Origin of the sequence: Bradyrhizobium sp. SZCCHNR1093 (assembly GCF_032381175.1) — a bacterium.
Classification (GTDB): Bacteria; Pseudomonadota; Alphaproteobacteria; order Rhizobiales; family Xanthobacteraceae; genus Bradyrhizobium.
This window is the reverse complement of record NZ_JAUHJJ010000004.1, coordinates 623953-638719: the sequence shown is the minus strand read 5'-3', so window position 1 is coordinate 638719 and position 14767 is coordinate 623953. Positions and strand designations below refer to the sequence as shown.

The following is a 14767-nucleotide window of genomic DNA, read 5'->3' as shown; positions in this document are numbered from 1 at the left end:
GTCAACGTCATTGCGAGGAGCAAAGCGACGAAGCAATCCAGAATCTTCGCAAGCCTCTGGAATGCTTCGCTTCGCTCGCAATGACGGAAACAGATGCGTAGGGTGGGCAAAGGCACACGGCGACGGTCTGTCGTCGTTTGCACTGTCAGATCGCGCCGTGCCCACCATGTCTCACGTGCCACGTAGCTCGATGGTGGGCACGCGACCGCCCTACGACACACGCTCAATCCGCCGCCTTGGCGCGCAGCCGCTGCGCGTAGACGTTGATCACCAGCGCGGCGAGCAGGATCAGGCCGCGGATCAGAATCTTCAGGAAGCTGTCGATGTTGACGTGGTCGAGGCCGTTGTTGAGCACGCCGAGCACGAACAGGCCGACGATGGTGTTGCCGATGCCGCCGCGGCCGCCGAACAGGCTGGTGCCGCCGACCACAACGGCGGCGATCGAATCCAGCAGGTAGGTGTCGAACTCGTTCTGCTGCGCGCTGCCGAAATGCGCCACGCCGAGCATGCCGCCGATCCCCGAGCAGACGGCCGAGATCACCATGACGCTGCCGAGGATCAGCTTGACGTTCAGCCCCGAATATTCCGCCGCCTCGCGGTTGCCGCCGACCATGTAGACGTAGCGGCCGAACCGCGTGTAGGTCAGCACGAGGTGACCGAGCAACAGCATCAGGGCGGCCACGATCACGATCCAGGGCACGCCCGCGACGGAGCCGGAGCCGAGCGTCGTGATGATGGGCGGCACCTTGTAGGCGATCTGGCCGCGCACCAGCATGGCCGAAATGCCTGCGGCGATCTGCATCATCGCGAGCGTCATGATGAAGGAGGGAATGCCGATCACGGTCAGGCCGAAGGCGTTGACCACGCCAAGCAGCGCGCACAGCGCCAGCGCGAGCAGGATGGCGGCAAAGCCGGGCATCGGCAAATTGGCGATGTTGACGTAGGACTCCTGCAAGGTGAAATAGGCCACCGCGATGCCGGTCACGTTCGCGATGGCAGCGATCGACAGGTCGATCTCGGCGCACAGGATCACGAAGGTCAGTCCGACCGCGATGATGCCGGTCACCGACACCTGGGTCAGGATGTTGCCGACATTGTCGAGCGTGGCGAAGGATGGACTCGCGATTGCGAAGAACGCGGTGAGGAAGATCAGCGTCAGGAATGGCGCGATGTTGCGCATCTGCGAGCGCAGCAGCGCTGCGACCCCGCCGGCGCGTCGCGGTTGCGCCTCCGGCATCGGAACGGTCTCGCCATGCGCCATGACAATCTCCCTACGCCGCCTCGAGCAGACGGTCTTTGCTGATGGTCTCGCCGGCGAATTCGCGCACGACCTCGCCGCGCTTGAGCACGATGACGCGATCGGCCAGTGACAGGACAGTCTCCGGCTCCGTCGAGAGCACGATGACGGCAATGCCCTGGTCGCGCAGTTTCCGCACGATCTGGATCACGTCGCTCTTGGCGCCAACATCCATGCCGCGGGTCGGCTCGCACAGCACCAGGAGCCGGGGCGGGTGGCTGAGCCATTTGGCCAGCGCGACCTTCTGCTGGTTGCCGCCCGAGAGCAGGCCAAGGTCGATCTCGACGTCGGCGGGACGGATCTGCAACTGCTCGACCTGGCGCTTCGCGAGCGCGCGCTCGCGCGCCGGCTTCAGCAGCACCGCGTTGATCCGGTCGAGGATGCTGATCGAGACGTTCTTGTAGACGGGCTCCTGCAGGAACAGCATGTCGCGGCGGCTCTCGGGCACGAAGGCGATGCCGGCGCGGCGCGCATCCGCCGTGCTCTTGAAGCGGTTGCGCTCGCCCGAGACGCGCAGCTCGCCGGCGTCGGGCGCGAGCTTGCCGAATAGGATCCGCGCCAGCTCGAGCTGGCCGCAGCCCATGAAGCCGTAGATGCCGAGCACCTCTCCGGCATGCACCGAAAATGAGACGCGCTTCAAGTTGCGCGCCAGCGACAGGCCCGCGGCCTCGACCACCACCGGCTTGTCGGCCGGCGGCGCGGGCAGGGTGATGTCGTGGGTGTAGCTGTCCTCCAGCGCATCGCGGCCCTTGCCGATCATGGCCTCGATCAGCGCCGCCTTGCTGGTATCGGCCGCACGTGTCTCCATGATCTTGCGACCGTTGCGGAAGACGGTCACCTCATCGGAGATGAGCAGAATGTCTTCGATGAAGTGCGAGATGAAGATGATTCCGGTGCCCTGCTCGCGTAGCGCGCGCAAGGTCGCGAACAGCCGTTCGACCTCGGGCGGTGACAGCGCCGAGGTCGGCTCGTCCAGGATGATGATGCGCGCGCCTGAGAACAGCACACGCGCGATCTCGATCAGTTGCTGCAGTCCGATCGGGAGATCGCCGAGCCGGCTCATCGGATCGGCGTCGATCCCGAGCTTCTTGAGCTGTTCGGCGGCCTCGCGCGCCATCCGGCGCCACTGCACGATACCGAGGGCATTGGTCGGCTGGTTGCCGAGAAACACGTTCTCGGCAACCGTGAGATCAGGTGCGACGCTGAGCTCCTGATGCACCATGGCGATGCCGGCCGCACGGGCGTCCCGCACGGAGTTGAAATGAACCTCGCGGCCGTCGAGCAGGAAACGGCCGGAGAAGCCGGTGTGCACGCCGGCGATGATCTTCATCAGCGTGCTCTTGCCGGCGCCGTTCTCCCCGACGAGACCATGGATCTCGCCGGGGCGAAGCGTGAAGTCGACGCCGCGCAACGCGGTGACGCCGCCGAACGACTTGGTGATGTCCTGCAATTCCAGAAGAGGCGGGCGGCTGTTCGACATGGGGAGGGACTTCAGATCAGGAAGTGATCCTCCATCCATTGCATGCCGGCGGCATTGGCCTTGGTCACGACGGGCCCATCGGTGATGACGTGCTTCGGAATGCCCTGGCCGCTCTTCTCGCCGGCGGTGACCGCGGCGACGCCTGCGACGATCGCGCCGCCATGAATACGGCAGGACGGATTGCGGACGGTCGCGAACATGCGGCCCTCGCTGACCGCCTGGATCGCCGGCGGCATGGCGTCGACGCCGCCGATCAGGATGTTGGTGCGGTTGCGCGCCTTCATGATGTTGTAGGCGGCGAGCGCCATGTCGTCATTGTGGAAGAACGCCGCGTCGATCTGCGGGTATTTGGTGAGATAGGTCTCCCACAGCCGTGCCGCCTTCGACACGTCCCAGTCGGCCGGCTGCGTGTCCAGCACCTCGATGTTCGGGAACTGTTTGATCACCGAATTGAAGCCCTTGGCGCGGCCCTGCGCGCCGGTGTGGCCGAGCGCGCCCTGCGTCATGATGATCTTGCCCTTGCCGCCCATCGCAGTCGCCAGAGCCTGCGTGACCGATGCGCCCATGAACTCATTGTCGGGCGCCAGGAACGAGTGCACATTGATCTGATCCAGCGGCGCGATCAGCGTGTCCATGTCGATCACGGGAATGCCGGCATCGATCATCTTCTGCACCGGCTGGGTCAGGGTTCCGATGCCGAACGCCTGGATGGCGACGAAATCCCACTTCTGCGACGCCATGTTGTCGATCGCGGCGCGCTGCTTCACCGCATCGAGCTGACCGTCGAACCAGGTGACCTCGACATTGAGCAGCTTGCCCCACCATTCCGCAGCCTGCTTGCCCTGGGCGCACCAGGTCGCCTGCAGGCCGGCATTGGAGAAGGCCGCCTTGAGGGGCTTTTCGGAGCGGCCCATCTCGGCGGCCATCGCCGGATTGATGCCGAAGCCGGCGAGAAGGGCCGCCGCAGAGCCCGCGGCCGTCGCCGCCTGGAGAAGATCGCGCCTCGTCGTGGACGTTCTTTTAGTGCCGGACATCCCGTGCTCCCTGTCCCATCGTTGTCCGGCGGCGTCATTGATCGCGCCGCCGAGAACAGCAGTGTTTCACAACCCCATTGATCACGCCACAGCCGGATGTTGTGCGTTGCACCGAGCGACTATCGCGGCGCACGCGCGATGTCAGAAAACCGTGATGTGCTCGTGGTACGCGGCAGCGCAGCTTGGGAGAGAGCCTTTGGCCACGACACGCATTGCCGTGATCGCCGACATCCATCACGGCCGGGATACACCAACGAAGCGGGGATCGGCGGCGCTGCAATTGCTCGAGCGCTTCGTCACGGAGGTGAACGCCGAAAACATCGATGCGGTCATCGATCTCGGCGACCGGATTTCTGACGAAGATCCCGAGCGCGATCGTCTGCTGCAAAGCGATGTCGCGATGTGTTTTGCAAAGCTTGCGCCGACGCATCATCACGTCAGCGGCAATCATGATGTCGCATTGCTCAGTCTCGCCGACAATGAAGCGATCATGGATCGTCCGAGCGGGTCGCGCGCCCTGATCATCGGCGATGTCAGGTGCGTGTTCTGGCAACCCGACGTGACTCTCACGCCGACGCGCGGCCTTCGCCTCTCCGCAGGCGATCTCGACGCGCTGGTCGAACTGCTCGCGCAGGATGATCGTCCAACCTTGCTCGTCAGCCACGTGCCATTGTCAGGGCATGCTCAGATCGGCAACTACTACTTCGAAGCCAATCAGGGACACGCGGCCTATGCCGAGACCGACGCAATCCGCACGGCCATCGCGAACGCGCCGTGCCCGATCGTCGCGCTCGCCGGCCATGTTCATTGGAATACCCTGACGACGGTCGATGGCACACCGCATCTGACCTTGCAGTCGTTGACCGAGACGTTCATCTCGGGCGATCCGGCCGAGGCGGCGGGCATTCTCGCGATCGATGATGGTGTGCTGCGCTGGACCGTGACCGGCCGCGAGCCGCTGTCGGTGACACTGCCCTGGCCAGCGGCCAAGGCGCGGTGGCGTGCTCCATTGGCGCGCTTTGCGACGGCTGCGGTGGCCTGATGTGATTGCGTGTTCAGGCGGCGTTCATCCGGCCCGCGATACCGTTAACGGGAAATATTGTGGCGCGCTGCGACGACTGCAAAAAAATAGAGCAGGGCAGCGGGCCCTGCTCGGAAATTGTGTCGACCCTTTAGATATCCCGCAAGTTCAGATTTGATCTTGTTAAGCGGGGTGACGCTGCTTGTTGCGCGCCAGGGCTCCTCCCGAGACTTGGACCACCAGACTTCCGCAAGCGTTAGCCTGAGGCCCAAATTCGTAGACGATCTTTTTGCGTTTGTCATCCTTTTCGGCAACGATTGTTCAAAATTCGCGCACTCTCTGAAATGATCGGTAAGTGCTTGCAATTGACGAGTTTTATTTTCGTGTTTTCTCGTGATGGGTGCTGAATTACCGTGAAAGCGGCCAGCCCATCGGTTGCGACGGGATTGTTCTTAATCAACGACCGCTGGCGAAATGTGCCGACTGTGCCTTGCGCGACCTCGACTCCTGGCGTTCGCTCGGGCACAAGAATTCAGTTCATTTGGCAGGCTTTGATGCGGCAGCGGCTGCAGGCGTTTCTCCCGATCATGCTGATCGCACTGATGGTGCAGATCCTGGCGCCGATCGGTGCTGCCTGGGCGGCGGCTTCAGCCGCGGCTGATCCGCTGCGCGGCCTCGAAATCTGCCACAGCCAGTCTGGTTCCCAGTTGGTGGACGATGAGTCGCCGGCGAAGCCCGCGCTCCACGGCTGTTCGCTGTGCTGCCTGGCGCAGCCGGTCACGCTGGATGGGCCGGAGCTGTCCGCCATCGCCACGCCGCAACGGGAATCGGGCGAGGTCGTGTGGCGCGCCGGTGATCCGGCCGGCCGGATCACCAAGGCCTTCTCGAACGCGCAGGCAAGGGCTCCGCCCGCAGCGTGACGCGCTGGCTGCTGTGCGGCCCTTATCTCCCAAATCGCATAACCACCGTGCGTTGTCTGCTCGGCCGTAACTGGCGCGCGGACACGTGCCAATCGATCGAGCTGCCGGCGCATTGCCGCCAAGAAAAGGATAACCGACATGACCTTCCTCGGACGCTCTCTGCTTGCATTCGCTCTCCTGTTGGGAGGATCTTCTGCCGCCTTCGCCGCGGATGTGAAGGCCGGTGACCTCGTCATCACCCAGCCATGGAGCCGCGCCACGCCGGGCGGCGCCAAGACGGGCGCCGGCTATCTGACCATCGAGAACAAGGGCAGCGCGCCGGACCGCCTCGTCGCAGTGACGGGCGACGTCGCCGGGCGAGTCGAGATTCACGAGATGGCTGTCACCAACGGCGTCATGACCATGCGTCCGCTGGATAAGGGACTCACGATCGAGCCGGGCAAGACCGTCGCGCTGGCGCCGGGCGGCTATCACCTGATGCTGATGGATCTGAAGAGCCCGCTGAAGCAGGGCGACAAGCTGCCGGTCACGCTGGAGTTCGAGAAGGCCGGCAAGGTCGCCGTGACGCTCGAGGTGCAGGCGGTCGGCGCCAAGGGGCCGGGCGGCGAGGGCGGCAGCATGATGAAGCAGCACGATCATTCCGGCATGAAGATGTAGGCCGGGCGCACTGCGACTCCGACGGAGAGGCCGGCCTCGATGCAACGGGTGGTGAACGCTGTCATGATAGCCGGTTCGCTCGCGAGCCGGCTGGTGGCGGTCGGCCGTGCTCGGGGGCCTGCCGCCCGCTTCCGTCGAAAGCTCGGCCGATATCTGCCGGTCGCCCTGCTAGCAGTGCTGTTGCAGGTGCTGGCGCCAGTGGCGGCGTCCGCCATGACGGCTGTGACGATCGCGAAGGCCGATCCGTTCGGCGGGGCGGTGATCTGTCATGCCGAGACGGATGCGGCGCCATCGAATGGCGATACCGACCGCACCGCCTGCGGCCTCGACTGCGTCATGTGCTGCGTGCTGCACGCCGCCGCGGCGCTCGACGCGCCGCCCGCGCCATTCGATGCGGCTCCGCTGCGTCTGACGGCATCCATTGTCTGGACTGCGCGCGAGCTCCGCCTCGTTCATTTGCTCGCCCGGGCACAGGCGCAACCAAGAGGACCTCCCTTCCTTTCCTGAGCACAGAAATCGTCATCGGCGCCGCAGCAGCGCGCCAATCCGTTCTGAACCAGGAAGACCGGCCGTGCAGCCGGCATCGGGGAAGTCAAACATGTTCCGTCGTCATGCCCTTGGTGGTGTGAGCGTGCTCGCCCTGCAGCTCATGCTGCTGCAATCGGCCACGATCGCGCGCGCCGAGACCGAGAAGGAATTGCCGTCCGTCACCGTCGACGCGCCGCGCGCCGCGCCACAACGGGCCGTGCGCAAGCCGATCGCGCAGGCAACATCCGTCCGCACTCACGTGCCGAAGCCGCCTGCCGCATCCGTGGCCAGCAGCTCCGGGCAGGGAGGAGCCGTGTCCGACCCAGCCTCGGGTGCCGGCGCCGCTCGCAGCCAGCTCAGCCAGTCGCCGTCCGGCCAGACCGCGACCACGATCGACCGCAGCCGCTACGATGACCGGCCTGCGTTTTCCGTCGGCGACATCCTACGCGAAAGCCCCGGCGTCTCGCTCAAGCAGGGCAACGGACCGCGCGATCTCGGCATCTCGATCCGCGGCTCCAATGCCCGCAACGGCTTCGGCATCCGCAACATCGCGCTGTTCGAGGATGGCTTTCCCGTCACGCAGCCGGACGGGCTGTCGCGCAGCGACCTGATCGATCCCCACGCCTACGGTGCGGTCGACGTGATCCGCGGGCCGTCCTCGGCGCTCTACGGCAACTATGCGACCGGAGGCGCGATCAATTTCCGCACCCGCCCGGGCGGCAGCATCGACGGCGCGGAGATCGGCAGCGAAGGCGGCAGCTTCGGCTATCTCAGCAACTACATGACGTTCGGCAAGAAGGTCGGCAATTTCGAGGGCTCGCTGTTCACCAGCGACGTCCGCGGCGACGGCTATCTCGGCAACAGCTGGTTCAACACCCAGACCGTCAACTTTCTAGGCACCTACAAGGCGACGCCGGACGACCGCTTCACAGTCAAGATCATCAACAACGACCTGGTCACGCGGCTGCCAATCCGATACACGCTGAGCCAATACTATCAAAACCCGTATCAGCAGGGCTGCACCACCTGGGCCTCCAGGGCAGCCGGCTGCGCGGCTGTTGGGCTCAACAAGAACGGCCTCAATACGCTCGGCGGGGTGGACCAGGAGACCGCGCTGCAAGCCGGGCTCGGCCGTAACGACCGCCGCACCATCGTGGGCGGGCGCTGGGAGCACGACTTCGACAACAACACGAGCTGGCGCAATCAGTTCGTGTTCGACGACCGCAACATCAGCCAGCCGACCGGCTCGACCAGCGCGATCGGCGATTATCCGTCCTACAACTACATGAGCGACATCACCAGGCGGGGTGAGATCTTCGGGCTGGAATCGACCGCCTTCTTCGGCGCATTCTACAACACGCTGACCGCATCCGGAGATACGCGCTTCGTCGTGCCCGGCGGCAACGCGGCGCTCGGCGGCCTCTCGGCCAACACCTGGAGCGAGACCACCAACTACGGCCTGCGGGCGCGCGAGGAGCTCAAGCTGACAGCGGCACTGACGGCGGTGGCCGGTCTCGGCTGGGAGCGTACCCATCTGCGCGGCGTGAACACCGCCTATACCTACGGCGCGACGACAACGACGACGATCACGACGGCGGACCGGCAGTTCGACAATCTCGCTCCCGAGCTGGCGCTGCTCTACCGCGTGAACAGCGACTGGCTGCTGCGCGCCCGCGTTGCCACCGGCTATGGCACGCCGCAGGTCTCGAACCTGTTCGTGTTGCCAACCGGCGATTTCGGCAACAACACCCAACTGAAGTCGCAGACCAATCTGGGCTACGACGTGGGTTTCGACTGGACGCCGAACCGGTCTCTGACCCTCAGCGCGACGGGCTTCTACGAGTTCTTCCGCAACGAGATCGTCACCCAGGCCGTCACGGGGACGCAGAACACCTCCTACACCTTCAACGCACCGCGCTCGGAGCATCGCGGCGTCGAATTGGCGGCCGATTGGCGGTTCCTGCCGGGCTGGCGGTTCACCACTGCCTACACCTACCTCGACCAAGTCTACACTGAATATACCGAGAACCTTGCGGGCGGCTCGAAGCTGTTCAGCTTCAACCGCGTTGGCAACAAGATTCCCGGCATCTCGCCGAACGAGCTGACCGCACGGCTCGGATACGATCACCATAGCGGGAGGCTCGCGGGGCTTGGTGCCTTCGTCGAGGTCCAGTGGAAGGATTCCTTCTATATGGACAACGCCAATCTGCTGAAGGCACCGGGCTATGAGCTCGTCAATCTGAACGTCCACTACAAGACCGAGCTTGCCTCGGATACGTTCAAGTCGATGAACGTCTTCTTCGAGGTCCGCAATGTGTTCGACCGCACCTACATCGCCTCCGCAAACAACCTGCAGAATACGGTGACGGGCGCCGGCGTGCAGGGACTGGCGGGCACCGGGACGATCTACGCCGGCTCACCGCGCGCCTTTTTGGCCGGCATGAAGGTGGCATTCCGATGAGGACCGAAATGACAAGGATCGCACAGCTTCGGAGCGGGCTCGTCGGGCTGGCGATCGCCATGCTTTGTCCGCTCACCGTCCAAGCCCAGATGGCGCACCAGCATGGGGCGGAGGCAGCATGCGAGGGCACTGAGCTCCGATGCGCAACCAAGGTGACGCCGTTCTTCGCTGGCGACGGCAAGCTCTGGCTCGTTTGGATGGCCGGAGGACGGATCTCGGTGGCGAGCTCGTCCGACGGCGGGAAAACGTATTCCGCCACCGTGCCGGTCACCGAGCAGCAGCTCAACCTTGACTGGGGGCCCGATGCTCGGCCGAAGCTGGTGGTCGATGGCAAGGGCGCGGTTGCGGTCGCGTTCTCGATTTTCCGCGACCAAGCCTTCAACGGGCAGGTGCTGTACTCCAGGTCGGAGGACGGCGGCAAAAGCTTCGCGGCACTCCGTCCCATCACGTCGAACAACGAAAGCCAACGCTTCGAGGCGCTGGCGCTGGACCAGGACGGCACCGTCTTCGTGGCGTGGCTCGACAAGCGCAACCGGGCGCCGGCGAAGGCCGCCGGGCGTTCCTATGAGGGCGCAGGGCTGTTCTTCTCGTCGTCGCGCGATGGCGGTGCCACCTACGCCGAAGCGACGCTCGCCCAGGACAACACCTGCGAATGTTGCCGGCTCGGGCTTGCGTTCGCGGGGCCGGGTCGTCCGGTCGTGATGTTCCGCAACATTTTCGATGGCAGCGTGCGCGACCATGCCGTGATCACGTTCAGTGATCTCGGCACGCCCGGCGAGGTCTACCGGGTCAGCACCGACGATTGGCAGATCAAGGCCTGCCCGCATCAAGGGCCGAGCCTGGCCGTGGCGCCGACCGGCACCTATCACGTCGCCTGGTTCACCAACGGCAAGGCTCGCAAGGGGCTGTTCTATGCGTATTCGCGCGACGGTGGCCGAACGTTCTCGGAGCCCATGGCCGTCGGTCGGGCCGATCGCAATCCCACGCGGCCCTACGTGCTCGCGACCCAAGACGCCACGACGCTGGTGTGGAAGGAGTTCGACGGCGAGCGGACCACGGTGATGGGAATGCAATCGCGGGACGATGGCGAGACGTGGTCGAAGCCGCGCGCCCTTGCCAGCACGGACAATGCGTCGGATCATCCGCTGCTGGTCGCCCGTGGCAAGCAGATCTTCCTGTCCTGGATGACCAAGTCGGACGGCTATCGGTTGCAGCCGATCGGAGATGAGTCATGAAACGCGCATTCGCTGCCCTTGCGATCTTTGGCCTCGTCGCCTTGACCGCGTCGAGCACCGCAGCTCCATCATCGCTGAAACCGTTCGAGCGCGGCACCTGGCGCGAGGTGCTGCGGGCCCATGCGGGTCGTCCGACCCTGATCCATTTCTGGGGCGTCACCTGCGGCCCCTGCAAGATCGAGCTGCCGCAGCTCGGCAAGTTCATGTTTGATCATCCCGAGATCGACGTGGTCACGGTCAGCGCCGACCTCGTGCCCAATCTGAATGCCGCGACCCAGGCCATGCTGGACAAGGCCGGTCTCTCCACGGCGGAGAACTTCATTTTCGCCGACGGCTATGTGGAGCGCCTCCGGTTCGAGATCGATCCGTCCTGGCAGGGCGACATTCCGCGCACGATGCTCGTGACCCGCGAGGGCGTCGTCTCGACCATCGAAGGCAGCGCCGAGATCAGCGATCTCGACAAATGGTCCTCGGAGCAGGGACGGTCGCGCTAGGACGGTCCGGGCGAGGGGATCAAGGCTGGCCGCGCCGCGGCCAGCCTTGAGATGGCGCCGCGGCGGGGTTCATCCTCCACTTCAGGGAAACCGGTAAATTGATTGGGAATCCGGCGGCTTAGCCGCTTTTTCTCAAACCCAGCCTTGTGTTTTGCCGCCTGATCCGGTTTGACTGCGCCAGCCCGAACCGAATCTCGAAGGCCTCACCCATGCGTCTGTCGCGGTTTTTCCTGCCCATTCTGAAAGAAAATCCGAAGGAAGCCGAGATCGTCTCGCACCGGTTGATGCTGCGCGCTGGCATGCTGCGGCAGGAGGCGGCGGGGATCTATGCCTGGCTGCCGCTGGGCTTCAAGGTGCTGAAGAAGATCGAGCAGATCGTGCGCGAGGAGCAGAACCGCGCCGGCGCGCTGGAACTGCTGATGCCGACATTGCAACTCGCCGATCTCTGGCGCGAGAGCGGCCGCTACGATGCCTACGGTCCGGAGATGCTGCGCATCAGCGACCGCCACAAGCGTGAGTTGTTGTACGGGCCGACCAACGAGGAAATGATCACGGAGATCTTCCGTGCCTATGTGAAGTCCTACCGTAACCTGCCGCTCAATCTCTATCATATCCAATGGAAATTCCGCGACGAGCAGCGTCCCCGCTTCGGCGTGATGCGCGGCCGCGAATTCCTGATGAAGGACGCCTATTCGTTCGACCTCGACGAAGCCGGCGCGCGGCGCGCCTACAACAAGATGTTCGTCGCCTATCTGCGCACCTTCGCGCGGATGGGCCTGAAGGGCATCCCGATGCGCGCCGAGACCGGTCCGATCGGGGGCGATCTCAGCCATGAGTTCATCGTGCTCGCGGAGACCGGTGAATCCGGCGTCTACTGCGACCGCAATGTGCTCGACCTGCCGATCCCTCCGGCCTCCGTCGATTATGACGGCGACCTGACGCCGATCATCAAGCAATGGACGTCGCTCTATGCGGCGACCGAGGACGTCCATGACGCCGCCCGCTTCGAAGCCGAGGTGCCGGCTGAGCGGCGGGTCCATACCCGCGGCATCGAGGTCGGCCAGATCTTCTATTTCGGCACCAAATATTCCGAGCCGATGAAGGCGCTGGTCGCGGGCCCCGACGGGGCGGAGGTGGCCATCCACGGCGGCTCCTATGGAGTCGGCGTGTCACGGCTGGCTGGTGCGATCATCGAGGCCTGCCACGACGACGCCGGCATCAGATGGCCGGAGGAGGTCGCTCCGTTCCGCGCCGTGATCCTCAACCTGAAGCAGGGCGGCTCCGACACAGATGCTGCCTGCGAGCAGCTCTATCGCGATCTCCTCGCCAAGGGGGTCGACGTGCTCTACGACGACACCGAGCAGCGTGCCGGCGGCAAGTTCGCCACGGCCGACCTCATCGGCATCCCCTGGCAGATCATGGTCGGCCCCAAGGGCCTTGCCGAGGGCAAGGTTGAGGTGAAGACCCGCAGCGACGGCGCCCGCCAGATGATGTCCCCCGCGGACGTCGTGGCACGGCTCGGCGGCGGAACATTGGCTGGCTGAGACGCGCGTTCGATCATCGGATTATCCACCGGGGCTGCCCGTCCCTTCAGGCCAATCCGGCCACATTCGGCCCGAATCATGGGATGATCGCACAATGGATGACGCCATGACCGAACCGGTGCAGACCACCACCCCCTTCGCTCCCTTCGAGTGGATGCTGTCGGGGCGCTATTTGCGTGCGCGCCGCCGGGAGGGGTTCATCTCCGTCATCGCCGGGTTCTCCTTCCTCGGCATCATGCTCGGCGTCGCCACCCTGATCATCGTGATGGCGGTGATGAATGGCTTCCGCAAGGAGCTGCTCGACAAGATCCTCGGTCTGAACGGGCATCTGCTGGTGCAGCCGCTGGAGTCGCCGCTCACCGACTGGAAGGACGTCTCCGAGCGGATCGCGCAGGTGCAGGGCATCCGCCTTGCCGCGCCGGTGGTTGACGGACAGGGTCTGGGCTCGTCGCCATTCAATGCGTCAGGCGTGTTCATCCGCGGCATTCGCGCGCAGGACCTCACTAACCTGACCTCGATCGCCAAGAACATCAAGCAGGGCTCGCTGGAAGGTTTCGACGAGGGGCAGGGCGTGGCGATCGGGCGCCGGCTCGCGGACCAGCTGTCGCTGCATGCCGGCGACAGCATCACCCTGGTCGCCCCGAAGGGCGCCGTGACGCCGATGGGCACCACGCCGCGCATCAAGCCCTACAAGATCGCGGCGGTGTTCGAGATCGGGATGTCGGAATACGACGCCAGCTTCGTCTTCATGCCGCTGGCCGAAGCGCAGGCCTATTTCAATCGCAACAACGACGTCACCGCGATCGAGATCTTCACCAGCAATCCCGACAAGGTGGAGGAGTTTCGCAAGACGGTGACCGAGGCGGCCGGCCGACCCATCTTTCTCGTCGACTGGCGCCAGCGCAACTCGACCTTCTTCAATGCGCTGCAGGTCGAGCGTAACGTGATGTTCCTGATCCTGACCTTGATCGTCCTGGTCGCGGCGCTCAACATCGTTTCGGGACTGATCATGCTGGTCAAGGACAAGGGCCAGGACATCGCCGTGCTGCGCACCATGGGGGCTTCGCAGGGGGCGATCATGCGGATATTCCTGATCACCGGCGCCTCGATCGGGGTGGTCGGCACGCTCACCGGATTCGTCGTCGGCCTCCTGATCTCGATGAATATCGATTCGATCAGGAAGTTTCTGTCCTGGCTGACGAGCACCGATCTGTTTCCCAATGAGCTCTATTTCCTGTCGAAGCTGCCGGCTGAGATCGATGCCGGCGAGACCGCGGCCGTTCTGATCATGGCCTTGACCCTGTCTTTCCTGGCTACGCTCTATCCATCATGGCGCGCGGCCCGATTAGACCCGGTCGAAGCGCTTCGCTACGAGTGAGGCGCTGATGGAAGAGCAGGGGGCAGAGGATGTGCCGGTCGTTTATCTCCACGAGATCAAGCGGCGATACATGCAGGGCGAGCAGCAGCTGACCATCCTGGACGGCGCCAAGCTGGCGTTGTGGGCTGGGCAGTCGGTGGCGCTGGTGGCGCCCTCGGGCTCGGGCAAGTCGACATTGCTGCACATCGCGGGCCTCCTCGAGAGCCCCGACGAGGGCGAGGTCTATGTCGGGGGCGTGCCGACGTCGCAGCTGACCGACATCGAGCGCACCCAGATGCGCAGGACCGATATCGGTTTCGTCTACCAGTCGCACCGGCTGCTGCCGGAGTTCACGGCGCTGGAGAACGTGATGCTGCCGCAGATGATCCGCGGCCTCAAGCGGTCGGAGACCGTGAAGCGGGCGACCGAGATCCTGGCCTATCTCGGGCTCGGCGAGCGCATCAAGCACCGTCCGGCCGAGCTCTCCGGCGGCGAGCAGCAACGCGTGGCGATCGCGCGTGCGGTCGCCAATGCGCCGCGTGCGCTGCTGGCGGACGAGCCGACCGGCAATCTCGATCCTGGCACCGCCGATCACGTCTTTCACGCGCTGATGCAGCTCGTGAAGGCCACGCGGGTCGCGATGCTGATCGCGACCCACAACATGGAGCTGGCCGGCCGCATGGACCGGCGCGTCTCCATCGTCGGCGGCAAGGTCGTCGAGCTCGACTGAGTCCGGCCG

General features: G+C 64.7%; 13 protein-coding genes. 10 read left to right on the top strand and 3 right to left on the bottom strand.

Annotated elements, in window-relative coordinates; translation table 11 throughout:
* Positions 1 to 223 precede the first annotated feature (223 nt).
* From QX070_RS17530 to QX070_RS17520, 3 genes are read right to left on the bottom strand one after another with little or no spacing between them, the layout of a single operon-like run.
* On the bottom strand, positions 224 to 1261 hold the full coding sequence (locus tag QX070_RS17530) for an ABC transporter permease (protein WP_315738257.1): 1038 nt from the start codon (positions 1259 to 1261) through the stop codon (positions 224 to 226).
* A gap of 10 nt (positions 1262 to 1271) precedes the next feature.
* The gene (locus tag QX070_RS17525) at positions 1272 to 2777 is read right to left on the bottom strand and encodes a sugar ABC transporter ATP-binding protein (protein ID WP_315738256.1); all 1506 of its coding nucleotides are present in this window, start codon (positions 2775 to 2777) and stop codon (positions 1272 to 1274) included.
* An 11-nt stretch (positions 2778 to 2788) separates the two neighbouring features.
* Positions 2789 to 3811 (bottom strand): sugar ABC transporter substrate-binding protein, encoded by a 1023-nt coding sequence (locus tag QX070_RS17520; RefSeq protein WP_315738255.1) that lies wholly within the window; start codon positions 3809 to 3811, stop codon positions 2789 to 2791.
* 37 nt (positions 3812 to 3848) lie between these two features.
* Between QX070_RS17520 and QX070_RS17515 the strand changes: the two genes are divergently transcribed.
* From QX070_RS17515 to QX070_RS17470, 10 genes are all read left to right on the top strand, one after another.
* A complete protein-coding gene (locus QX070_RS17515; RefSeq protein ID WP_315738254.1) occupies positions 3849 to 4853 on the top strand; it encodes a metallophosphoesterase family protein in 1005 nt (334 codons plus the stop codon).
* A 533-nt stretch (positions 4854 to 5386) separates the two neighbouring features.
* Positions 5387 to 5752 carry a DUF2946 family protein gene (locus QX070_RS17510; protein ID WP_315738253.1) on the top strand — a complete coding sequence of 122 codons (366 nt, stop codon included), beginning with the start codon at positions 5387 to 5389 and terminating at the stop codon, positions 5750 to 5752.
* Positions 5753 to 5890: 138 nt separating this feature from the next.
* Positions 5891 to 6409 (top strand): copper chaperone PCu(A)C, encoded by a 519-nt coding sequence (locus QX070_RS17505; protein ID WP_315738252.1) that lies wholly within the window; start codon positions 5891 to 5893, stop codon positions 6407 to 6409.
* A gap of 39 nt (positions 6410 to 6448) precedes the next feature.
* Positions 6449 to 6916, top strand: coding sequence for a DUF2946 family protein (locus tag QX070_RS17500; protein ID WP_315738251.1), 468 nt, complete (start codon positions 6449 to 6451; stop codon positions 6914 to 6916).
* A gap of 91 nt (positions 6917 to 7007) precedes the next feature.
* A complete protein-coding gene (locus QX070_RS17495) occupies positions 7008 to 9398 on the top strand; it encodes a TonB-dependent receptor family protein (protein ID WP_315738250.1) in 2391 nt (796 codons plus the stop codon).
* 8 nt (positions 9399 to 9406) lie between these two features.
* Entirely contained in the window at positions 9407 to 10633 is a 1227-nt protein-coding gene (locus QX070_RS17490; protein WP_315738249.1) for a sialidase family protein, read from the top strand.
* Positions 10630 to 11127 (top strand): TlpA disulfide reductase family protein, encoded by a 498-nt coding sequence (locus QX070_RS17485; protein ID WP_315738248.1) that lies wholly within the window; start codon positions 10630 to 10632, stop codon positions 11125 to 11127. Before QX070_RS17490 ends, QX070_RS17485 begins: the two co-directional genes overlap by 4 nt.
* 209 nt (positions 11128 to 11336) lie before the next feature.
* Positions 11337 to 12671, top strand: a complete 1335-nt coding sequence (gene proS, locus QX070_RS17480; RefSeq protein ID WP_315738247.1) for a proline--tRNA ligase — start codon at positions 11337 to 11339, stop codon at positions 12669 to 12671.
* Between the two features lie 94 nt (positions 12672 to 12765).
* The gene (locus QX070_RS17475) at positions 12766 to 14049 is read left to right on the top strand and encodes a lipoprotein-releasing ABC transporter permease subunit (RefSeq protein ID WP_315711581.1); all 1284 of its coding nucleotides are present in this window, start codon (positions 12766 to 12768) and stop codon (positions 14047 to 14049) included.
* A 7-nt stretch (positions 14050 to 14056) separates the two neighbouring features.
* Complete coding sequence (locus QX070_RS17470) at positions 14057 to 14758, top strand: ABC transporter ATP-binding protein (protein ID WP_315738246.1); 702 nt, start codon at positions 14057 to 14059, stop codon at positions 14756 to 14758.
* The last annotated feature ends 9 nt before the right edge of the window (positions 14759 to 14767 follow it).

Bases quoted from the DNA above. Each gene is read 5' to 3' on its own strand.
- QX070_RS17500 (WP_315738251.1), top strand. From the start codon at position 6,449: ATGCAACGGGTGGTGAACGCTGTCATGATAGCCGGTTCGCTCGCGAGC.
- proS (WP_315738247.1), top strand. From the start codon at position 11,337: ATGCGTCTGTCGCGGTTTTTCCTGCCCATTCTGAAAGAAAATCCGAAG.
- QX070_RS17495 (WP_315738250.1), top strand. From the start codon at position 7,008: ATGTTCCGTCGTCATGCCCTTGGTGGTGTGAGCGTGCTCGCCCTGCAG.
- QX070_RS17490 (WP_315738249.1), top strand. From the start codon at position 9,407: ATGACAAGGATCGCACAGCTTCGGAGCGGGCTCGTCGGGCTGGCGATC.
- QX070_RS17485 (WP_315738248.1), top strand. From the start codon at position 10,630: ATGAAACGCGCATTCGCTGCCCTTGCGATCTTTGGCCTCGTCGCCTTG.
- QX070_RS17470 (WP_315738246.1), top strand. From the start codon at position 14,057: ATGGAAGAGCAGGGGGCAGAGGATGTGCCGGTCGTTTATCTCCACGAG.
- QX070_RS17510 (WP_315738253.1), top strand. From the start codon at position 5,387: ATGCGGCAGCGGCTGCAGGCGTTTCTCCCGATCATGCTGATCGCACTG.
- QX070_RS17520 (WP_315738255.1), bottom strand. From the start codon at position 3,811: ATGTCCGGCACTAAAAGAACGTCCACGACGAGGCGCGATCTTCTCCAG.
- QX070_RS17530 (WP_315738257.1), bottom strand. From the start codon at position 1,261: ATGGCGCATGGCGAGACCGTTCCGATGCCGGAGGCGCAACCGCGACGC.
- QX070_RS17525 (WP_315738256.1), bottom strand. From the start codon at position 2,777: ATGTCGAACAGCCGCCCGCCTCTTCTGGAATTGCAGGACATCACCAAG.
- QX070_RS17505 (WP_315738252.1), top strand. From the start codon at position 5,891: ATGACCTTCCTCGGACGCTCTCTGCTTGCATTCGCTCTCCTGTTGGGA.
- QX070_RS17475 (WP_315711581.1), top strand. From the start codon at position 12,766: ATGGATGACGCCATGACCGAACCGGTGCAGACCACCACCCCCTTCGCT.